Raw genomic sequence first — 20,679 nt, 5'->3', positions numbered from 1 at the left:
AGACGGTTCGATCCTTTCAGGTTGTCAAGGGAACAACACCACCGAAGCGGTGAACCCGTGGAGAAAATTGTGACCGCCGATTGGTCCGAGCTCGCCGGCGCAGAACATTCCGGCCACCGGCGCTCTTTCGAGGGCCTCGTGGACCACGGCTGCGTCATGGTCGGGGCCGTCGAATAAATGGGTGCCCCGGCCGTTGCAGGTGAACACCAGGGCCGATCCGGCCGAGGCGTCGGCCATCAGCTCTCGGAGGTCTTCGTCGGCGGTAGCAGCGTCCCGCACTTGGAATTGAACCGTGGTGCCCACTTCTACCGCGTCGCCCACCGCCAAGGCGCCAGTCTGCTCATCGGCGCCGATCAGCCCGCGGATAAGAAAGTCACCCCGATCGAACTCTGACTTGTGCTCATCGATCACGACGCCCACATGCAGACCCTTCGCCACGAGTGCCCGGTCGTCTTCGTCCAATCCCAGCAGGGTCTCCCGCAGCCGGTCGACGGCGGTGCGCCCGCCCATCTCGGTCACGATGTTGCCCTCGGACTTGGTCACGGTGAATGGCTGGCCGATGGGCCGGCATCCCTGGGAGACCACGGTGCGGACCTCGACGCCGGGGTCGAGGAGCACGGCCACCGCACCGTCGTCGTAGACCTCGTGATTGAGGATCAGCCGGTTGTCTCCCGGTCGGCTGGCGGCGGAGGCCAGCCCGCCCACCACCGTCACCGCGGGCCCCGCATTCAACAGGGCATCGCTGGGGAACGTGAACGGGTCGGGTACGGCTAGCAGCGTGCCCTCCGCGTCGGCCGGCATCCCGCCAACGGCCCATCCCTCATGGCTGCGGACTGCTTCGAGCCGCACCGGCTGGACCGGACAGTGGGCCGCGGCCCAAAGCGAGACCGCGGGGCGTTCTTCTACTTCGAGGGGGCCGCCGATCACCGACACCGCCGTGGCCCCGATAAGGGCCGACGGAGACAGGACTTGGTGAATGGCATCGGCCATCTCCCCGATAGCATCACGGTGGGCTGCCGAGGCGAACAGCACGGCCAAATCCGGTGATGGGCCTACCGCTTCGAGAATCTCGCCGATCACCTCGCCGACCGCGCTGGCCGAGTCGGGATGCTCAGATAAAGCGGCCCCATACCTGCTCACTCTCCGCACGCTAGTCCGACAGAACGCGCCGCCAGTGGAAAAAACAGGTTGTTACTCTAAAGGGGATCAATGAGGGGGTCTACGAGGGGGTCTATGGCGGGTCAAACCGGCACAGAAACCGTGGCCCGAGCGGCCAGAGCATCAACATCTGAGTGGCGAATCCGGGCCAAGCCCAGGCGGCTGGCCGTGCTGATGAACCACCAGCCCAGGTCGAATTGGTACCAGTGGCGAGCGAAGCGGGCTGATGTGGGAGCGGCGTGGTGGTTGTTGTGGTAACCCTCGCCGCAGGTCAGCCAGGCCAGCCAGGTGACGTTGGTGGCGCTGTTGTCGAACGGTCGGCGCCCGAAGGTGTGGGCCACCCCGTTCACCGAGCCTCCCAAGCCGATGTACCCCACGGTGTGAACCGCTACGGCCACCACGCCGGGAATCCAGCCCAGCCACAACACCAAGATGGCGATCCCCAAGGCCAATCCGATGATCCCGCGGTTGAGCAGCAATCGGTCGGGCAAAGTAACCGGAATGTCCTTGGCGTAGCGCTCCGTGGTCTGGGGATCGCGGGCCGAGCGCCGGTAGAGGGCGGCATTGGTGAGTTGCACCCGCAGCCAGCCCAGCCGAGCCGGGGAGTGGGGGTCTTCGGGGGTATCGGTAAACGCATGGTGCTTGCGGTGGACTGCGGCCCACTGGCGGGCTGAGATCCCAGTCGCTGCCCACAAGAACACCTTGAAGAAGCTGCGGAGCGCGGGATGCAGCTGCACTGCCTTGTGGGCCAAGTCGCGGTGCAGATACACAGTGGTGGCCAGATTGGCCAACTGGGTGAGGGCGAGTCCAACAACGATCGCGATCACTATCTGCACAGCTTGAACTCCTGACGGGTCATGACCGCTGGGTCATGGCTGGCCGCCGACTCCGACAGCCACGGGTGTGACCCTAGAAGATAGGCGAGGGTTACATAACATATTCGCTGGCCATACTGACTGCTACTAGTGCCGTCGGAGTGAAGCAGGAGACTCCTGGAGAGCGAGAAGCCCGTGATGCTGGTACTCCTGCCCAGGGAGTGGGGGAAGACCAGGCAGGCGGGTAGCTTGTTTTGAGATGGGGGTGTTGTCGGAGTTCGAGTCGAAGCGGCTTCTGGCCAGCCACGGCGTTGTGGTGAGTCGAGACAAGCTGGCTCAGTCGGCGGACGAAGCGGTGGCCGCGGCGCAAGAGATCGGCGGCCCAGTGGCTCTGAAGCTGTGCGGCCCGTCGCTGGCTCACAAAAGCGAGCGGGGGCTGGTGCGGTTGGGGCTGGACGGACCCGATGCGGTGCGGTTCACCGCAGAGGATCTATTGGCCGCGGCCACCGAGGATGACGGCGAGGTGGCCTTGCTGGTGTCGGAGATGGTGGTCGGGCATCGGGAGCTCATCGCCGGCGTCGTGCTCACCGAGCAATTCGGCGCCGCGCTCATGCTCGGCCTGGGCGGCGTGCTGGCCGAGGCAATCGGGGAGGCGGTGTTCCGACTGCTGCCGGCAAGTCAGGCCGATTGCCAGGACATGATCGATGACCTGGGGATTCCTGAATTGCTGGGTCCGCTGCGGGGCGAGCCGGCAGTGGACCGGGACGCGCTGGCACAGACTCTCTTGGGTTTGGCTGAAGCGGCGGGCGGAGACGGCGTCCAGGCCATTGATGTCAACCCCCTGATCATTCGCGACGGCCAGCCGGTGGCGGTGGACGCTCTGGTCGTGGTGAGCAGCCCATGAGCCCCACGCCGTTCGACCTGTTCTTCAACCCCCGAGGCATCGTGGTGGCTGGTGCTTCCACCCATCCGGGGAAGTTCGGCTTCGTCGCTCTTCACAACGTGTTGGCGGGGGGATTCGACGGGCCGGTGTTCGCCACCAATCCCGAGCAGCCGACCATTTTGGGGCTCACCACGCTGGCATCGGTCGAACAAGTGCCCGAGGGGGCAGCAGACTTGGTTCTGGTCTGCACACCCCCTCAGACCTGCCCCGACATCCTGCGGTCGGCAGCCAGCCGGGGCATCGGGGCGGCTTTCATCGCTTCAGGCGGTTTCCGGGAAGCCGGCGCCGAGGGTGCCCGGGCCGAGAAGGAGCTGATCGATCTGGCCCGCTCTCTGGGCATGACGGTGGCCGGGCCCAACGGACAGGGGTTGATCTCCACCCCGGCCAAGCTGGCCGCTCAGATCGTGGCACCAGTGCCGCCCCCCGGTCCGATCGCGGTGGCCAGCCAATCAGGCAATCTGGTGTCAGCCTTCATGAACTACGCCGCGCTCAGCGGAGTGGGCATCAGTCGGGCGGTGAGCGCCGGCAACGCGGCCATGGTGGGAGTGGTCGATTACCTGAGTTGGTTTGCCGGCGATCCCCACACCAAGGCCATGGCGGCCTATGTCGAAGGAGTGAGCGACGGCCAGCGATTCGCGGCCGCCATCCGCAAGGCATCCGAGGCGAAGCCGGTGGTGCTGGTCAAGGGTGGGACAACTCCTCGCGGTGCGCAGGCTGCGGCCAGCCACACCGGGGCGTTGGCCACCGACGACCGAATTTTCGACGGCATGGTGCGCCAGAGCGGCGCAGTGCGGGCTGCCACCATCGAAGAGGCGTTCGACGCCGTCGCCGCCTTCGCCACCCAGCCGCTGCCCGCTGGTCCTCGCACGGTCGTGCTGTCCAGCGCAGGAGGGTGGGGCGTCATCGCCGCTGATGCGGTATCGAAGTCCAGCCTGGAGCTGATCCCCCTTCCTGCCGATCTGGAGGCGGCCATCGACCGGCTAGTGCCGCCCCGCTGGAGCCGCCACAACCCCATTGACCTGGCCGGAGGCGAGAGCCGCGACACCATCCCGGAGGCGATCCACTTGGTAGCCGGGCATCCTGAAGTCGACGCGGTCGTCTATTTGGGAATGGGCATCCAGGCCAACACCGCCTCCCATCTGCGGTCAGGCCCGTACTTCCACTCGGCCGAGCTGGCCCGAATCTGCGAGTACCACGAGCGTCAAGACAGCCGCTTTGCCACGGCGGCGGCCGAGGCTTCAGCCCAAACCGGCAAGCCCATCCTGGCCGCCACCGAACTGGCCGTCACCCAGCCAGGCAATGCCGGGCCGGCTGCCATGGCAACCGAAAACCGCTACTGCTTCCCCTCCGCCGACCGGGCCGTGCGAGCGCTGCACCACCTGTGGTGGTACGCCCGATGGCGCAAGCGCCACCTGTGAGCCGGGACGTGATCGGCGAGATGGCCAGCGGCACGCCCGGTGGCCCAGGGGCAACCTAGGATACCCGCAGTGCGTCGAATCCTGATGCCCCTTCTGCTGTTGGCGGTCGCCCTCGGGTCGCTTCTCGGCTCCAACTATCTGAGCGACCGGCTTCACGAAAATCTCGGCGAAGTGGCCGCTGACGACACGGTCCCGCCCGGAGTGGGCACGCCCTTGATATCCACCCTTCGCCTGCGGGAGCTGCTGACCCCGTCGCTCACCGAGCCCGACTTCTTCACCACCCTGGACGACCTGATGGCCACCGCCCCCACGGCCGCCTGTCTCTCCATCACCCTTGACGGCCGCGACCCCCCGTTCTATGAGAGCGGGGCAAACACCCAGGTGATGCCCTCCGAAGCCTTGGTCTTGCTCACCTTGGCCACGGCCCACCAGGTGCTCGGCCCTGAACACACATTCACCACCTCGGTCCAATCCACCGTTCCGATGGACGGTGGAGTCGTGAACGGCGACATCTACTTGGTGGGCGGGGGCGATCCGCGGCTGTTCACCGAGGAATTCCTGGCAACGCTGACCGAGGACCGAAGCCGGATTCACACTCCCATCGAAGAGCTGGCCCAGAAGCTGGTGGATGACGGTCTGACCCTGGTGACCGGGGCGGTGGTGGGTGATGCCACTCGCTACGACGATCTCCGCTACGTCCCGTCCTGGCCGGAGAGCGTCATCGACTCCGAGACGATCGGCACCTTGCTAGCGCTGCAATTCGACGACGGCTGGGTGCAGTTCCCCGTCCCGGGGTCTGAACAGGCAACCGATGAGGCTGATGGAGCGGGCGAACAAGATGAGGCGAACGTCTACTTGGCCGCAGAGGATCCGCCCTTCTACGCGGCCGCGCTGTTCGACGACATGCTTGAAGCGCGCGACGTGGTCATCCGCCGCAGCCCCCGCTCTGAAGCGGTGCCCGACGATGAAGAGGTCTATGTGATGGCGGCGATCGAGTCGGCGCCACTCTCGGATCTCTATGGCCAGATCCTCGCCAACCGAGATATCGAAACCATCGAGCTGCTGCTCAAGGAGATCGGCCTGGCCGCGACGGGCACCGGCAGCACCAGCGCCGGTTTCCAAGCGGTGGAGAACACGCTCAACAACGCGGGAATCGACGTCGACCAGCTCCAACTGCTCCAATTCGACGGCTCGGGACTCGATCCGGCCAACGTTGCGACCTGCCCGGTGTTCACCTCACTGCTGGACAGCGAGGAGTTCAGCCCGCTGTTCCACGAGCTCCTCCCGACCGCAGCTGAAGCCGGCCCACTTGGGAATCGGTTTGCCGGTGTCCGAGATCCGGGGCGGATCACGGCGTTCTCGGGCGGAACATCAAGCGTCACCGCAATGATGGGCTACATCGACATCGGCTTGGGCCAAGAAGTGACGTTTACCTTCATTGCCAACCAGCCCGGCACCGACGACAACCGGGCTATCCGAAACCTGGAAGAGCAGATCGTGCGCCATCTGGCCACCTTGGCGGCAAAACCGAGCCTCGACGACATCGGCCTCCAACCGATCCGAAACAGCTGACCGGGCTCGGAAAAGACCTTCGCCATATGACCAAATAAATGACCGAGCCTGAGACCGAGACAAGCACGATGGCCATGTTCCCGCTGGGGATGGTGCTGATCCCCACGATGGTTGTGCCGATCCACGTGTTCGAGCCCCGTTACCGGCAGATGACCCGGGACTGTCTGGACGGGGCCCGCGAGTTCGGCGTGGTGCTCATCGAGCGGGGTAGCGAGGTAGGCGGCGGTGACATCCGCACCAGTGCCGGAACCGTGGCCAACATCATCGATGCCCAGGAGTTCCCCGACGGACGGTGGGGCCTGGTTGTCGGTGGTACGCGCCGAATTCGGGTTTCCCGTTGGCTGGAAGACGATCCGTATCCCCGAGCCGAGGTCCAAGACTGGCCCGATGCCTCCGACGGAGACGACGACGGGGAGGAGATTGCCGCCCAGCTCCCTCCGGTGACGGCCACGTGGCGCCGGGTTCTGGCCTTGCAATCCGAATTGGGTGCGCCCGGACTTCCGGCCACCTTCGAGGTGTCCGACGACCCCGCGATCGCGATATGGCAGCTCGCCGCCCTGTCTCCCAATGGACCACTGGACCGACAGAGGCTCTTGACCGCGGAAAGCCCGGCCCGCCGCTTGAGCCTGTTGGCTGAACTCCTGGCCGACGCCGAGGAGGTCATCCGAGCCCGAATCGAGATGGGGTAGTGGAAACCACCGGGATAGGCTGACCGATTGCAGGAGGTGGCCGTGGCCAAACGTTCAAAAGCTGCCCGAAAAGGGAACTCGCCCAACGAAGTGTTGTCCGAGCTGAAGACGCTGCTCATCGGCTATGGCCGACAGGAGATCGTTACGCCGCTCACCCAACTGGGCAAGACGCTGAAGCTCGGCATTCTCGGCGCGCTGAGCATCGGCGTGGGACTTGTATTCCTGTCCGTAGCTGGATTGCGCTTGCTCCAGACCGAGGCTTCTGGGGTGTTCGACGGCAACATGAGCGCCCTGCCCTATCTGATGGTGCTCGTTGGACTGCTTGCCGTGCTGGCGGCACTGGTGGCCGCCAGGACACGCATATCGAGAGGAGGCCGCTGATGAGCGACGTGGATGACGTGGATATGGAACGCGGGTCGATCAACAGGGACGACATCCGGGCAAAGTTTGAAGATCTGAAGCACAGCCTGGACCACACCGCAGAAGCGGCTCGCACCCCGATGCTGGCCTCAGTCATAGCGATCGTGGCGGTAATGGCGGTTTTGGCCTTCCTGCTGGGACGGCGGCGCGGTCGGGCCAGCCGGACCGTAGTCGAAGTCCGCCGGGTCTGATCGGCCAGGGAAATCGGACAGGAAAGATGCTTGACCCGCTGGGATATGTGCGCCGGCAAGCCATCCGACGCGGGGTAATGGGCGGAAGCCGAGCATGGCTCATCCTGGGCGCGGTGGCCTGGGGGTTCCGCCTGTTGAGGCGGGTGGCCAGCACCCGCCACCTGAGAGCGGTGCTTACCGAGGAGCTGCGCCCCGGCGAAAGCCTGGTCATCACCCACCTTCCCGACGAATCCCGGTGAGCCGAGCGCTCCAAGACGGCGAGTTGGTCCTGCTCACCGATCGAAAGGGCCGCCGATATCTGGTGACGCTGGCCGAGGGCCAACAATTCCACACCCATGCGGGATCGGTGTCCCACGATGCGTTGATCGGTGGCACCGAAGGCATGCAGGTACGCACATCCCGAAACGCCGAGCTGACCATTTGGCGTCCGACCCTCCGCGACTACGTGCTGAAGATGCCCCGGGGAGCGCAGGTGGTGTACCCCAAAGACAGCGCGGCCATCTTGATGCTGGCCGACGTGTTTCCCGGCGCTCGGGTGCTGGAGTCTGGCGTGGGGTCGGGGGCGCTGTCGATAAGCCTGCTGAGAGCCGGAGCGACAGTGCTGGGCTATGAGATCAGGGAGGACTTTGCCCAGCAGGCGATGGAAAACGTGACGGGCTTTTTGGGATCAGAGGTCGCCGAGCGCTACCACACCGAGATCAGAGACTGCTACCAGGGGATTGACGCCACGGGACTCGACCGGGTGGTGTTGGACTTGCCCGAGCCCTGGCAAGTGGTGCCCCACGCAGCCGCCTCGCTGCATCCCGGCGGCATCCTGGCGGCCTACACCCCGAGCATCGTGCAGGCTGCGCAGTTGCGAGAAGCCTGCGAGGCCGGACCCTGGGCTGGCGCGTCCACGGTGGAAATACTGCACCGCGGCTGGCACATCAAAGGAGACGCAGTGAGACCCGAGCACCGAATGGTGGGCCACACCGGTTTCGTGACCGCGGTCAGAAGGCTCGCTGACTAGCTGGAGGGTTCGGGAGCCAAGAGGTCGGGCTCAGACCTCAATGAAGATGCACTCTCCCGGGCATTCCTCGGCCGATTCGATGGTGGCTTCTTCCTGCCCCTCGGGCACGATAGCGAGTCCTTCGACGCCGCCCGGTTCACTGAAGACTGTGTCGCCTTCCTTGACGTAGGCCAGGCCGTCGTCGAGCAGCGTGAAAACATCGGGGGCGATCTCCTCGCAGAGACCGTCACCAGTGCAGAGATCCTGATCGATCCAGACCTTCATTTGCATCGGTGCTCCGGCCCTTTCATTACAAGCAGCGAACGGCAAGCATGGTAGACGCTGGGTGGGCTCTCAGTGTAACCGACCAGAAGTCAACCTTGGCCATACAGCGGAAATTGAAAAAGCGCGTGTAAAGTCGGGTTGGTATGGCAGAGGGCAACGCGGCGAACGAGGAGAGGCCGGAGGAAGAGACGTCTCCGGCCGAGCAGATGGCCGCGCTGGAGAAAGAGCTGGCTGTGCTCCGCCAACGGTTGCAAGATGCCCCCAAACGCGTTCGCACTCTGGAAGAGCGGCTGCTGGAGACCAAGGGGCAGCTGGCCAAGGCCGTCTCCCAAAACGAGAAGCTCACCTATACCCTGCGCGAAGCCCGCGAGCACATCTCCGCGTTGCGCGATGAAGTGGACAAGCTCACCCAGCCCCCGTCGGCATACGGAACGTTCTTGGACCACAACGACGACGGCACGGTCGACGTGTTCTCCGGGGGGCGCAAGATGCGGGTCGCGCTGCACCCGGAGATCGCGATCGATGGGCTGCGCCGAGGCCAAGAGGTGGTCCTCAACGAATCGCTGAACGTGGTGCTGTCGCGGGTGGGCGATGGCACCGGCGAGGTGGTGACCGTCAAAGAGGTGTTGATCTGTGGGCGACGGGCGATCATCGTCGGGCGGGCCGACGAGGAGCGGGTCGTGGAGCTGGCCACGGAGCTGATCGACCAGCCGCTGAACAGCGGAGACACCGCGCTGATGGACTCCCGTTCAGGGCTGCTCATAGAACGCCTGCCTCGCCCCGAAGTGGAAGATCTGGTGCTGGAAGAGGTGCCTGACGTCACCTACGACCAGGTCGGAGGACTGGACGAGCAGATCGAGCAGATCACCGACGCGGTGGAATTGCCCTTCATGCACCAGGAGCTGTTCGCGGAGTACCAGCTTCCCGCTCCGAAAGGCATCCTCCTGTACGGCCCGCCCGGCTGCGGCAAGACCCTGATCGCCAAAGCAGTGGCCAACTCCTTGGCCGGCAAAGTCGCCCAGATCAACTCGGATCGGGAGGCCCGCTCCTACTTCTTCAATATCAAGGGCCCCGAGCTCTTGAACAAGTACGTGGGCGAAACCGAGCGCCAGATCCGGCTGGTGTTCCAGCGAGCCCGGGAGAAGTCGGCCGAAGGCTGGCCGGTCATCGTGTTCTTCGACGAGATGGAGTCGCTGTTCCGCACTCGGGGCACGGGCATCAGCTCCGACATGGAGTCCACCGTGGTCCCCCAGCTCCTCGCCGAGATCGACGGGGTGGAGGCGCTGCGCAATGTGATTGTGATCGGCGCCTCCAACCGGGAGGACCTCATCGATCCCGCCATCCTGAGACCCGGTCGCCTGGATGTGAAGATCAAGATCCAGCGTCCCGATGCCGACGCCGCCGGCGCCATCTTCGCCCGCTATCTCACTGCGGAGGTGCCCCTCGCCGCCGAGATGGTGGAGGGGTTGGGCGGGGGAGACCCGGACAAGGCCATTCAGGCCATGGTCGAGCAGACCGTGGTCGAGATGTTCTTGGAGGAGGAGCGCAACCAGTTCTTGGAAGTGACCTACCAGAACGGCGACAAAGAGATCATGTACTTCAAGGACTTCGCCTCTGGTGCCATGATCGAGAACGTCGTGCGGCGGGCCAAGAAGCTAGCCATCAAGCGCTCCATTGCCGGCGGCGCGCCGGGCATCCACATCAACGACCTCTTGGAGTCGGTGTATCAGGAATACCGGGAGCACGAGGATCTGCCCAACACCACGAACCCCGACGATTGGGCGAAGATATCGGGCAAGAAGGGGGAGCGGATCGTGTTTGTCCGCACACTCTTGTCCAACGAGGAGACAAACCAGGGCGGGCGCTCCATCGAGGGGGTTGGCCCCGGCCAATACCTCTGACCTTCGATTGCCGCCAGACCTTCGGCTCAAGTCAACTAGCGTGCCAGGCATGGCCGTTCCCAAGATCTGCGGTATCGAGACCGAGTTCGGGATCGCCCACACCGGGACCGAGGACTCCAACCCGATCACCGCCTCATCGCTGCTCATTAACTCTTACCTCTCAGAGGTGGAGCGCACCGGTGAGGGAGGGCCTGCATCCGGGGTGTCCTGGGACTTCGAAGACGAGATGCCCGGCAACGACATCCGGGGCATCGCCCCCTTGGGATCGCTGGCCCCCGAGATCGAGACCCACCTGGTGAACGCGGTGCTCACCAACGGCGCCCGCTACTACGTGGACCACGCCCATCCCGAGCTGTCCACCCCCGAGTGCAGCAACGCCCTCGATGTGACCCGCTTCGACAAGGCGGGCGAGCTGATTCTGATCCGCTCTATGGAGTCGGCCGCCCGGGTTCTGCCCCAGGGCCAAGAGCTGGTGGTGTACAAGAACAACTCCGACGGCAAGGGCAACAGCTACGGCTGCCACGAGAACTATCTCATGGCCCGCACTACCCCCTTCTCCCAAATCGTGGTCCATGCCACCGCCCACCTGGTGACCCGCCAAATCTTCACCGGCTCGGGCAAGGTGGGCTCGGAGGCTCCTGGCCTCACCACCGCAGAGGTGCCGTTTCAGATCACCCAGCGAGCGGACTTCTTCGAGGAAGAGGTGGGGCTGGAGACCACGCTCAAGCGTCCGATCATCAACACCCGGGACGAGCCTCACGCCGACGCCCGGCTCTACCGCCGGCTGCACGTCATCACCGGAGACGCCAACATGTCGGAGGTGGCCACCTTCCTCAAGGTGGGGACCACCGCCATCGTCTTGGCCATGGTGGAGGACAACGTCTTGCCCCGGGAGTTCCGTTTCCGGACACCGGTGCAGGCCATGCGGCAGGTGTCCTACGACCTGAGCCTGGACAAGACCCTGGAGCTGGCCGACGGCACCAGCGCCACCGCGCTGGAGATCCAGTGGGACCTGCTGGACCAGGCCCGCAAATACGCCGACAGCCACGGGCTCGACGCGGTGGGCGGCCCGGTGGGCGACCTGGTGATCGACCGCTGGGAACAGGTTTTGGCCGGTTTGGAGGCCGATCCCATGTCGCTGGCCCGCCAACTCGACTGGGTGGCCAAATACCAGCTGATACGGGGATTGGCCCAGCGCCATGGCCTGCGGCCCGATGACGCCCGCCTGGCCGCGCTCGATCTCCAGTACCACGATTTGCGGCCCGAGAAATCGGTGGCCGGCCGAGTGGGGCTGGAGACTCTGGTGCCTGTGGAGGATGCCCGAGCGGCTATCTCCGAGCCGCCGACAGACACCCGGGCCTACTTCCGGGGCCAGTGCCTCAAGCGGTGGGCCCCCAGCATCGTGGCCGCCAACTGGGACTCGATCGTGTTCGACGTGGGCGACGAGCCGCTCCGGCGAGTGCCCATGATGGAACCCGCCAGGGGCACGGCCGACCACGTCCGCGACCTTCTGGCCGACTGCCACACCGCCGCCGATCTGCTGAAGCGCCTGGGAGAACAAAGCCCCCGCTAGGGCATCCCGATAATTTGTATCCACTTCGGTTTGTCCTCACTTCGGGGAGAGTGCGATATCGTGATCGGCAGCCACCCGCGCATGAGGGGATGAGATGGCGGAACGAGAACAAATCAAGAAACCCGCACCTCAACGAGAGCAGTCTGACGTCGAAGACGCTCCGGCGGTCTCAGGGCAGGGCGAGGAGCTGAAGGCAGAGCTCGACGAGCTGTTGGACGAGATCGACGAGGTGCTGGAGTCCAATGCCGAGGACTTTGTGAAGTCCTATATCCAAAAGGGCGGCCAGTAGCGGTAGTCTGCCAACTGTGACGCTGCCCCTCTTTGAAGCCGGGGGCGACCCGGGCCCCAACTTTGCGGCGTTGCTGCGCTCCGCCGGACTCTCGCCGCCGACGCCCGACGCCCCGGCTGCCGACTTGGCCATAACCCACGCCACCACGGTGGTCGCCATCCGCTGCCAGCAGGGCGTGGTAATGGCCGGAGACCGCCGGGCCACCGCGGGGCACCTCATCAGCCATCGCACCATCGAGAAGGTGTTCCCGGCCGACCAATTCTCCGGGGTGGCCATCGCCGGGGCGGCCGGGCCGGCCATGGAAATGGTGCGGCTGTTCCAATTGCAGCTCGAGCACTACGAGAAAGTGGAGGGCAAGGCCCTCAGCCTGGACGGCAAGGCCAACCAGCTGGGCATGATGGTTCGAAACAACCTGCCCGCCGCCATGCAGGGATTTGCCGTAGTCCCGCTGTTCGCCGGCTATGACCGATCCCGCGATATCGGCCGGCTGTTCCAATACGACGTGACCGGGGGTCGCTACGAGGAGCGGGAGTATGCGGTGGGAGGGTCGGGGAGCCTTCACGCGGGAACGGTCATCAAGCTGGGCTATCGACCCGATGCCGATGCCGATGAGATGATCGATTTGGCGGTGTCGGCCCTGTTCCGTACGGCTGAGGAGGACTCGGCCACCGGGGGCCCCGATTTGGTGCGGGGCATTTACCCAGTGGTGGCAGTCATCGGTGCCCAGGGATTCGAACGAGTGGACGATGCCGACGTGGAAGCCCGGTTCCGCGAATTGCTGGACAGCCTGGAGACCCGAGGGGGTGGCTCATGACCGTTTTGGCCGGTCTTGAGAATCACAGGGGTGATTCTCGATGACCATGCCCTTCTACGTGGCCCCTGAGCAGCTCATGAAGGATCGGGCCGACTTCGCCCGCAAGGGAATCGCCCGGGGCCGGGCCCTGACCGCGCTCAGCGTGAAGGACGGAATCGTGATCTGCGCGGAGAACCAGTCCAACACCCTGCGCAAGGTGAGCGAGATCTACGACCGCATCGCGTTCGCCGGCGTCGGCCGCTACAACGAGTTCGATCAGCTCCGCATCGCCGGCGTGCGCCACGCCGACCTCAAGGGTTACACCTACAGCCGCGAGGATGTGGACGCCCGGAGTCTGGCCAATCAGTACGCCCAGGTGTTGGGCCAGACCTTCACCCACGAGATGAAGCCGATGGAGGTGGAGATCTTGGTGGCTGAAGTGGGATCGGAGCCCGGTGGGGATCAGATGTTCCACGTGCTCTACGACGGCACCGTCAACGATGAATCCGGGTACACCGTGCTGGGGGGAGAGGCCGACTCCATTGCTGAGCGGCTGGGTCAGACCTACGACGGCGATTGGGAAGTGGGTGATGCGGTCAAGGCCTCTTCGGCCGCGCTGAGCGGCCAGGAGCGAACCCTGGAAGCCGACGACCTCGAAGTGGCCATCCTGGTGCGGGAAACCGGCCGGAGAGCGTTTCAGAGGATCGAAGGCGACGAGCTGGCCAGGTTATTGGACTGATGGACCGGCGCATCTTCGGGATAGAAAACGAGTATGGCGTGACCTGCGCGCTTCGGGGCCACCGACGGCTCAGCCCCGACGAAGTGGCCCGCTACTTGTTCCGCCGGGTGGTGTCCTGGGGGCGCAGCAGCAACGTGTTCTTGGTCAACGGCGCCCGGCTGTACCTCGACGTAGGCTCCCACCCCGAATACGCCACGCCGGAGTGCGATTCGGTCTACGACCTGGTGGCCCACGACAAGGCCGGCGAGCGCATCCTGGAAACACTCATCGAGAGCGCGGAGTTGCGGCTGCGGGAAGAGGGCATCCAGGGCGACATCTACTTGTTCAAGAACAACACCGATTCCGCGGGCAACAGCTACGGCTGCCACGAGAATTACCTCACCAGTCGACGCGACGATTTCACCGAGTACGCCGAGGTGCTGATTCCCTTCTTGGTCAGCCGCCAGATTTACGCCGGGGCGGGCAAGGTTCTCCAGACCGCCCGGGGGGCTGCGTACTGCATAAGCCAGCGGGCCGAGCACATCTGGGAGGGGGTATCGAGCGCGACCACCCGTTCCCGCCCGATCATCAACACCCGTGATGAGCCTCACGCCGATGCCGAGCGCTATCGGCGACTTCATGTCATCGTGGGCGACTCCAATATGAGCGAGTACGCCACGTTCCTGAAGACGGGGTCCACCAGCATTCTGCTGCGAATGCTGGAAGATCCGTCGGTGGCGCTGCGGGACATGACGCTGGACAATCCCATTCGGGCCATTCGGGAGATCAGCCATGACCCAACCTGCACCCGCCGCATCCGCCTGGCCAGCGGTCGCGAGGTCAGCGCCCTGGAAATCCAGTCGGAATACCTCGACCGCGCCCTCAAATACGCCGAGAGCCGCGACCTGGACCCCCAAGAGAAGCAGGCCCTGCAAATGTGGGAGCACTGTCTGACCCAGATAGCCAAGGATCCCCTCAACTTGACCCGGGAGTGCGACTGGGTGATGAAGCACCACCTCATCGAGGCCTACCGAGAACGCCATGGTCTGGCCCTCAGCGACTCCCGAGTGGCGCTGTTGGATCTCCAATACCACGATGTGAATCGGTCGCGCAGCCTCTTCTACCGGATGCAGAACAAGGGCATGACCGAGCGGATGTGCATGGACGACGAGATCAACCGTGCCGTCGAGAATCCGCCGGCCACCACCCGGGCCCGGCTCCGGGGTGAGTTCATCCGGCGGGCCAAGGAGCGCAAGCGGGACTACACCGTGGATTGGGTGCACTTGAAGTTGAACGACCAAGCCCAGCGGACTGTTCTGTGCAAGGACCCGTTCCGCGCCCACGACGAGCGGGTCGAGAAACTGATCGAATCCCTGTGATGGCCAGGCGAAAGCCGGAGCAGGTCAGATTGGAGCGCTTGCTGCGACTCATTGCCGCGTTGATCGACGCAACGCGCTTTTTGTCCATCGAGGAACTGCACGAGAGGGTGGGAATCGCCCGGGGACAAGACTCGGCCGGCTATCCGGAGAACCTCTCGGCAGCCAAGCGGGCGTTCCATCGGGATATGAACCAATTGATCGATGTCGGCATTCCGGTCATCTCCGGAACGGTGCCCGGTCAGGAGCGAGAGACCTTGGGGTACCGCATCCGCAAACAGGACTACTCCTTGCCGGAGATGGACTTCGAGGTCGACGAGCTGGCCGCCCTGCACCGGGCGGCCACTGCGGTCCGCTTCGATGGGGTTTCGGGATCGGAGGCGCTGTGGAAGCTGGGCGGCCGGGTAGGGGAGGGAACCGACGCCGAGCTGGCCGCGGTGCCGGTCCACCCCGCGCTGGTCGATCTCTTTCGGGCCGTCACCGAGCAGCGGGTGGCCGATTTCACCTACGGCGGGCAGCCCCGTGCGGTAGAGCCCTGGACTTTGGCCTTCGATCAGGGTCACTGGTACGTAGTGGGCCATGACCGGGGACGCGACGACAAGCGCACGTTCCGGGTAGACCGGATCGAAGGCGACGTCGAACTGGGCCTTCCCGGTGGCTTCCAGCAGCCCGAGGGCACCGCTGGCTGGGTGCCGATCCAACCGTGGAAGTTCGGACCTGACCCGGCGATCACCGCTCGGCTGAAGGTCGACCCCGATCAAGCGGTTTGGGCGGCGCGGCGTCTCGGCCAAGAGCCTTCGGAGAGGGATCCCGACGGTTCCGCAATTTTCGAGGTGGCAGTTCGCAGTCCGGATGCCTTCCGGTCACTGGTCCTGGAGTTCCTGGAGCACGCTGAGCTTCTCGGACCACCCGAGTTGCGGGCCGACCTAGTGACCTGGCTTGAGGAGCTCAGCCGATGAGCCGATTGAGCGCGGGGGACCGGCTTCGGCGGATGCTCGAGTTGGTCCCCTGGATCATGTCCCAAGGCGCAGCTGAGCTGAGCGAGGTGTCCCAGCGATTCGACTATCCCGAAGCGGAGCTGCGAGAAGACCTGGTGAAGGTGCTGTTCGTGGTAGGGCTGCACCCTTTCACCCCGGACGAGCTGATATACGTGATGGGCTTGGATGACGAGGACAATGGCGGCTGGGTGGCGATCAGCAATGCGGATTACTTCTCTCGTCCGCTGCGGCTTACGCAAAGCCAGGCCCTGGGGTTGATCGGGGCCGGGGAGGCCCTGCTGTCTGAGGCCGATCCCGATGGCCCATTGAGCCGGGGATTGGCCAAGCTGGCCGACGGACTGGGGGTGAGCGTCGGCGAGGATCTGGCGGTGAGCCTGGGGGAATCGGCCGATGAGTGGGTTGAGCCGCTGTTGGCCGCGGCCGCCGACTGCCATCACGTCCAGATCCGCTACTTCAGCTTTGGAAGGGGCCAGGAATCCGATCGTGTCATTCACCCCTACCGAGTGTTCTCAGAGATGGGCAACTGGTACGTGCAGGGGCACTGCGAGCAAGCCGGGGGAGTACGGGTATTCCGCATCGACCGGATCAGGTCCCTGGAAATCATGGAGTCAGTCTTCGCCCCTCCCGACGAGACGGGCTCGCCGTCGGCCTTCCAAGCCCGGGACACCGATCCCCGGGTGGTGCTGCGGCTGGCGCCCTCCGCCTCGTGGGTGCTGGAGCGGTACCCGACCGAGGAGCAGGTGCATTTGGACAGGGGGGCGATTGAGGCCACACTGCCGGTCAGCGAGATCGGCCGGTTGGAGCGGCTGCTCCTCCAACTCGGCACTCAAGCCGAGCTGCGCCATGCCGACCCGCCGGTGGCCGACGACCAGGCACAGCTCGCTGCTCGGCGGGTTCTGGCCCGATACCAATAGAGGACCAATAGAGGGCCCTCACATCATGAGCGACGAGTCCAATCCCACGCTAAGAGAGTCAGTTTCACCCGGCGATGTCGCAGACTCCTCGGAGGAGACCGGAGACGCCCCAGAGTCCAAGCCGGGCAAGTCCGGCCTGCGGGTCACCATCGAGTGGGTGGCCGTCTTGGCCGGAGCACTGGCTTTGGCCTTGATATTGCGGGCCGTGCTCTTTCAGGCGTATTACATCCGCTTCACTTCCATGGAGCCCACCCTGAGCAACGGCGACCGGGTGTTGGTGAACAAGCTGGGCTACGACCTCCATGACATCAATCGCGGCGATCTTGTGGTGTTTGAGCGACCGCAGGGAGTGAGCGGCCAACAGACCGATGACCTCATCAAACGGGTCATTGCCCTCCCCGGAGAGGTCATCAGGTTCGTCGAAGGCAATGTGTACATAGACGACCGGCGTCTCCACGAGCCCTATCTGGAGTCATCCGGCATCACCGCGGGCACCATGCCGGCCAAATGCGCTCCCCTGGTGAATGATGGCTGCCTGGTTGGGGCGGGCGAGGTGTTCGTCATGGGCGACAACCGGGCCAATTCCACCGACAGCCGGTCGTTCGGTCCCATCTCTGAGCACCTGATCGTGGGACACGCCTTCCTGCGCATTTGGCCGGTCAACGAGTTTGGCAGACTGTGATTGAAATCCGAATGTGAGCAGCCGCCGCTCAGTGGTGGCCGTGGCGATGATCATCCAACACGTGGATCATCTCTTCGGAATGGCCAGCATGCTCGTCGAAGAACATGTCGTCCCTGCCATCACCGTGAGCAGTGCGGATTCCAAAAGCCTCTCGCAGGTTCTTATTGGTCAGAACCTCTCCGGGGGTTCCTACTGCGACCATCCGAGTGGCTAGGAGAAGCACTTGGTCGCAGACTTCCGCCTCATCCATGTGATGGGTGGTGATGACCACGATCCGCCCGCGCCCGCGCTCGTCGTCGATAATCCGCAGAATCGTCTCTTGGCTCGGCAGGTCGAGACCGGTAATGGGTTCGTCCATCAAGAGCACATCGGCATTCTGAGCCAAGGCCTGGGCGACCATCACCCGCTGGCGCTGTCCTCCCGATAGCTCGCCAAATTGGCGGTCTAACAGCCCAAGCACTTCCAGCCGCTCCGCCGCCTCCTCGATGATGCTCCGATCGGCCGGGCCAATGCGCTTGACCAGACCTCGGTCGCGGTAGCGCGACATGCGCAAGACATTGTTCACCGTGACCGGCAGCCACGCCTTCCGCTCCGGTAGCTGGGCCACCAGCGCGACTGACTTCTTGGATGGGTCGGGGTTGATCGCGCCCTGACACGGCGGCGTGAGACCGCACATCACTCGCAGCAGCGTGGTTTTGCCCGAACCGTTTGGCCCAATCAGAGCGGTGGAAGTCCCGTGCTCGAATCGGCAGGTAATCCCGGTTAGCACCAATTCGTCGTTCTTGTACCTGGCTGCGACTTCAACAAAGTTGATGGGCTCTCTGTGGTGAGCAATCAGGTCTTTCGTGGGGGCGGCTTGATTGCTCATCGCTCGTCAGGGTACCAGGCAGCCAGTGCGTGCCTCATGCGGTCGACATGGTCGCTGTACACCGCGTCGATGCCCATATCCAGCAGCTCGTTGAGCACCCGGGGCTGTTGGGCATCCCATCCGAAGCACAGGACCCCGAACCGGTGGAACAAGGTGACCAGGCCACCGGTCCAGTCGGTTTGGTGGAGGTTGACCGAGTCGATTCCGGCTTCGGCCAGCACGGCGGCCCGCCGCTCGGGGCCGTGGTCCATGCGGCTCAGCCGGGTGGAGTTGCACAAGCGCACATCGGGCCACTGGTCCCGCAGCCCGACCAGGGTGTCCACGTCGGGGTGGCACAACCACAGGCGTTCGCGGAGTTGACGCCCGGTGCCGACCCCGGCCCCGTCCACGGTGGCGATCACCGCGGGTGCGGCATCGGCATCCTTGAGGTCGAGCGACAGCTCGAAATCGGTACCACAGGCGTCGTACAGCTCGGCCAGGGTGGGAATGTGGTCGGGCAGCTCGTCGCGGCGGCAGTCAGGGATGGGGCGCCGCCGCCTCAGCCGACCCGAGCGCACCCTTCCATCGTGGTCCAGCACCGCGTGGCCGTCGACAGTCACCCACACGTCGCTCTCCAGACCGGCAGCCCCCATCTCCAACGCCAAGGAAAACGCCGCCAACGTATTCTCCCGCTCCTGGGCCCGAGCCCCCCGATGGGCAAACCCGATCGGGGGCATATGCAAGGGGGAGATCCGGGGAGCCATCGGTTCATCTTGCGCTGCTGACCGGTGATCGAACAACCCCACCGGGGAATGGGAGGGGTAGCCTCGGAGCGTGGGAAACCTCGGATGGGCCGAAGTGGCAGTGATCGTGGTGGTAGCCCTTGTGGTTCTGGGGCCCGACAAGCTGCCCGGAGCGGCCCGTCAGATCGGCAATGTCATCCGCCAGGTCCGCCGGATCTCCACCGGATTTCAGCAAGAGCTGCAAAACGCCCTAGACGAGCCCATCGAGGCTGAGGCTCGGCGTCGGGGAGAACAGGCCGTAGAGCAGAGCAAAACGGCCAGCGAACCGGCCAACGTTCCGGCAAGCGAACAGGCTGGCGAAACGGCTGGCGAACGGGCAAATGTTTCGGCCAACGTTCCGGCAAGCGAACCGGCAAGCGACCCACCGCCGAGTAACCAGTGAGCGATCCCACCGCGGGCCGCTCCCGGTCCGACGACGGGACCATGCCCCTGATGGGGCATTTGGCCGAGTTGCGAGTGCGGCTCATCAAATGCGTCTTGGCCGTGGTGGCCGGCGCGGTGGTGTGCTGGGTGTTCTACCCCCAGATACTCGACTGGCTGGTCCAGCCCTACTGCGATGTGATCCCCGAAGAAGCGGTGAGCGAAGAGGCGGAAAGACAGAACCTGTTCGGCGGGTGCGAGCTACTGGTGCTCGACCCGCTGGAGCCCTTCTCGGTGCGGCTGATGGTGGCGGGCTACGGAGGGTTGACCCTGGCGATTCCGGTGGTGCTCTGGCAGGTGTGGAGATTCGTTCAGCCCGGCCTCTACCCCCGAGAACGGCGACATGCAGCCGCGTTCACCGTAGCCGGCGCCCTGCTGTTCGCCCTGGGGGCCGGCCTGGCCTATTGGAGCATCCCCCGGGCGCTGAACTTCTTGGCCTCAATAGGGGGAGAGGACCTGGTGACCGGATTCTCCCCCGCCAAGTACCTGTCGTTCGTGGTCAAAATGATGGCGGCCTTCGGCATCGGCTTTGAGTTCCCCATTCTGCTGGTGTTCTTGCAGCTCGCCGGGATCCTCCACTACCGGCAACTGATCCGGGGACGGCGCTTCGCCATCGTCGGAATCGTGGCCCTCGTAGCGGTGATCACCCCCAGCGGTGATCCGTTCACGCTGATGGTGCTATCGGTACCCATGTACTTGTTCTACGAGGCGGCCATCGTCATCGGATGGATGCGAGACCGCCGAGAACGCCGCCGAGCCGTTGAAGGAGAAGTTGAAGGAGAAGAGGCCCCAGAGGAAGCCGATGCCGATTCAGAAGCCCGGGCCGATTCAGAAGTCATTGCCGATTCAGAAACCGATGCCGATTCAACGGGGTGAGAGTTGGGGG

At 64.6% G+C, this 20,679-nt stretch carries 24 protein-coding genes; 19 read left to right on the top strand and 5 right to left on the bottom strand.

Annotation, left to right across the window (positions count from 1 at the left end):
• Positions 1-24 precede the first annotated feature (24 nt).
• Both ACOGJC_RS15325 and ACOGJC_RS15320 read right to left on the bottom strand, forming a co-directional pair.
• Positions 25-1,140, bottom strand: coding sequence for an FIST signal transduction protein (locus ACOGJC_RS15325; protein WP_419845863.1), 1,116 nt, complete (start codon positions 1,138-1,140; stop codon positions 25-27).
• A 101-nt stretch (positions 1,141-1,241) separates the two neighbouring features.
• Positions 1,242-1,994, bottom strand: a complete 753-nt coding sequence (locus tag ACOGJC_RS15320) for a fatty acid desaturase (protein WP_419845862.1) — start codon at positions 1,992-1,994, stop codon at positions 1,242-1,244.
• Between the two features lie 238 nt (positions 1,995-2,232).
• On the opposite strand from ACOGJC_RS15320, the gene ACOGJC_RS15315 reads away from it, so the two are divergent.
• The 8 genes from ACOGJC_RS15315 to ACOGJC_RS15280 all read left to right on the top strand — a co-directional run bounded on the left by ACOGJC_RS15315 (position 2,233) and on the right by ACOGJC_RS15280 (position 8,215).
• Positions 2,233-2,877 (top strand): acetate--CoA ligase family protein, encoded by a 645-nt coding sequence (locus ACOGJC_RS15315; RefSeq protein WP_419845861.1) that lies wholly within the window; start codon positions 2,233-2,235, stop codon positions 2,875-2,877.
• Positions 2,874-4,334 (top strand): acetate--CoA ligase family protein, encoded by a 1,461-nt coding sequence (locus ACOGJC_RS15310; protein WP_419845860.1) that lies wholly within the window; start codon positions 2,874-2,876, stop codon positions 4,332-4,334. The genes ACOGJC_RS15315 and ACOGJC_RS15310 overlap by 4 nt, the downstream gene beginning before the upstream one ends.
• A gap of 69 nt (positions 4,335-4,403) precedes the next feature.
• Positions 4,404-5,906: a D-alanyl-D-alanine carboxypeptidase gene (locus ACOGJC_RS15305; RefSeq protein WP_419845859.1), complete on the top strand. Its 1,503-nt coding sequence runs from the start codon at positions 4,404-4,406 to the stop codon at positions 5,904-5,906.
• Positions 5,907-5,944: 38 nt separating this feature from the next.
• Positions 5,945-6,595 (top strand): LON peptidase substrate-binding domain-containing protein, encoded by a 651-nt coding sequence (locus ACOGJC_RS15300; RefSeq protein ID WP_419845858.1) that lies wholly within the window; start codon positions 5,945-5,947, stop codon positions 6,593-6,595.
• Between the two features lie 27 nt (positions 6,596-6,622).
• A complete protein-coding gene (locus ACOGJC_RS15295; RefSeq protein ID WP_419845857.1) occupies positions 6,623-6,976 on the top strand; it encodes a hypothetical protein in 354 nt (117 codons plus the stop codon).
• Positions 6,976-7,206, top strand: coding sequence for a hypothetical protein (locus ACOGJC_RS15290; protein WP_419845856.1), 231 nt, complete (start codon positions 6,976-6,978; stop codon positions 7,204-7,206). The genes ACOGJC_RS15295 and ACOGJC_RS15290 overlap by 1 nt, the downstream gene beginning before the upstream one ends.
• A 26-nt stretch (positions 7,207-7,232) precedes the next feature.
• Positions 7,233-7,445, top strand: a complete 213-nt coding sequence (locus ACOGJC_RS15285; RefSeq protein ID WP_419845855.1) for a hypothetical protein — start codon at positions 7,233-7,235, stop codon at positions 7,443-7,445.
• A complete protein-coding gene (locus ACOGJC_RS15280) occupies positions 7,442-8,215 on the top strand; it encodes a tRNA (adenine-N1)-methyltransferase (protein ID WP_419845854.1) in 774 nt (257 codons plus the stop codon). The genes ACOGJC_RS15285 and ACOGJC_RS15280 overlap by 4 nt, the downstream gene beginning before the upstream one ends.
• A 30-nt stretch (positions 8,216-8,245) precedes the next feature.
• Here ACOGJC_RS15280 and ACOGJC_RS15275 read toward each other — a convergent pair whose 3' ends face one another.
• On the bottom strand, positions 8,246-8,479 hold the full coding sequence (locus ACOGJC_RS15275) for a ferredoxin (protein WP_419848251.1): 234 nt from the start codon (positions 8,477-8,479) through the stop codon (positions 8,246-8,248).
• Between the two features lie 143 nt (positions 8,480-8,622).
• On the opposite strand from ACOGJC_RS15275, the gene arc reads away from it, so the two are divergent.
• The 9 genes from arc to lepB all read left to right on the top strand — a co-directional run bounded on the left by arc (position 8,623) and on the right by lepB (position 17,723).
• On the top strand, positions 8,623-10,380 hold the full coding sequence (gene arc / locus ACOGJC_RS15270) for a proteasome ATPase (RefSeq protein ID WP_419845853.1): 1,758 nt from the start codon (positions 8,623-8,625) through the stop codon (positions 10,378-10,380).
• A 49-nt stretch (positions 10,381-10,429) separates the two neighbouring features.
• Complete coding sequence (dop, locus tag ACOGJC_RS15265; RefSeq protein WP_419845852.1) at positions 10,430-11,953, top strand: depupylase/deamidase Dop; 1,524 nt, start codon at positions 10,430-10,432, stop codon at positions 11,951-11,953.
• Between the two features lie 94 nt (positions 11,954-12,047).
• Entirely contained in the window at positions 12,048-12,242 is a 195-nt protein-coding gene (locus ACOGJC_RS15260; RefSeq protein WP_419845851.1) for a ubiquitin-like protein Pup, read from the top strand.
• Between the two features lie 16 nt (positions 12,243-12,258).
• The gene (prcB, locus tag ACOGJC_RS15255; protein ID WP_419845850.1) at positions 12,259-13,056 is read left to right on the top strand and encodes a proteasome subunit beta; all 798 of its coding nucleotides are present in this window, start codon (positions 12,259-12,261) and stop codon (positions 13,054-13,056) included.
• Positions 13,057-13,096: 40 nt separating this feature from the next.
• A complete protein-coding gene (prcA, locus tag ACOGJC_RS15250; protein WP_419845849.1) occupies positions 13,097-13,774 on the top strand; it encodes a proteasome subunit alpha in 678 nt (225 codons plus the stop codon).
• Entirely contained in the window at positions 13,774-15,132 is a 1,359-nt protein-coding gene (gene pafA / locus ACOGJC_RS15245; protein ID WP_419845848.1) for a Pup--protein ligase, read from the top strand. Before prcA ends, pafA begins: the two co-directional genes overlap by 1 nt.
• Complete coding sequence (locus ACOGJC_RS15240) at positions 15,132-16,088, top strand: helix-turn-helix transcriptional regulator (RefSeq protein WP_419845847.1); 957 nt, start codon at positions 15,132-15,134, stop codon at positions 16,086-16,088. The genes pafA and ACOGJC_RS15240 overlap by 1 nt, the downstream gene beginning before the upstream one ends.
• Positions 16,085-17,041, top strand: a complete 957-nt coding sequence (locus tag ACOGJC_RS15235; protein ID WP_419845846.1) for a helix-turn-helix transcriptional regulator — start codon at positions 16,085-16,087, stop codon at positions 17,039-17,041. Before ACOGJC_RS15240 ends, ACOGJC_RS15235 begins: the two co-directional genes overlap by 4 nt.
• Before the next feature lie 25 nt (positions 17,042-17,066).
• A complete protein-coding gene (gene lepB, locus ACOGJC_RS15230) occupies positions 17,067-17,723 on the top strand; it encodes a signal peptidase I (protein WP_419845845.1) in 657 nt (218 codons plus the stop codon).
• 28 nt (positions 17,724-17,751) lie between these two features.
• On the opposite strand, the gene ACOGJC_RS15225 is transcribed toward lepB, so the two are convergent.
• Together ACOGJC_RS15225 and ACOGJC_RS15220 are read right to left on the bottom strand one after the other, a co-directional pair.
• Entirely contained in the window at positions 17,752-18,591 is an 840-nt protein-coding gene (locus tag ACOGJC_RS15225) for a metal ABC transporter ATP-binding protein (RefSeq protein WP_419845844.1), read from the bottom strand.
• On the bottom strand, positions 18,588-19,334 hold the full coding sequence (locus tag ACOGJC_RS15220; protein WP_419845843.1) for a glycerophosphodiester phosphodiesterase: 747 nt from the start codon (positions 19,332-19,334) through the stop codon (positions 18,588-18,590). Before ACOGJC_RS15220 ends, ACOGJC_RS15225 begins: the two co-directional genes overlap by 4 nt.
• A 70-nt stretch (positions 19,335-19,404) precedes the next feature.
• Here ACOGJC_RS15220 and tatB point away from each other — a divergent pair, with 70 nt between their 5' ends.
• Together tatB and tatC are read left to right on the top strand one after the other, a co-directional pair.
• Positions 19,405-19,755 carry a Sec-independent protein translocase protein TatB gene (gene tatB, locus ACOGJC_RS15215; RefSeq protein ID WP_419845842.1) on the top strand — a complete coding sequence of 117 codons (351 nt, stop codon included), beginning with the start codon at positions 19,405-19,407 and terminating at the stop codon, positions 19,753-19,755.
• Positions 19,752-20,669 (top strand): twin-arginine translocase subunit TatC, encoded by a 918-nt coding sequence (gene tatC / locus ACOGJC_RS15210; RefSeq protein ID WP_419845841.1) that lies wholly within the window; start codon positions 19,752-19,754, stop codon positions 20,667-20,669. The genes tatB and tatC overlap by 4 nt, the downstream gene beginning before the upstream one ends.
• The last annotated feature ends 10 nt before the right edge of the window (positions 20,670-20,679 follow it).

The sequence above is a fragment of the Candidatus Poriferisocius sp. genome, assembly GCF_965204015.1.
Taxonomy (GTDB): Bacteria; Actinomycetota; Acidimicrobiia; order Acidimicrobiales; family Bin134; genus Poriferisocius.
The sequence above is the reverse complement of the archived record's forward strand: the minus strand, read 5'-3'. Positions and strand labels throughout refer to the sequence as shown.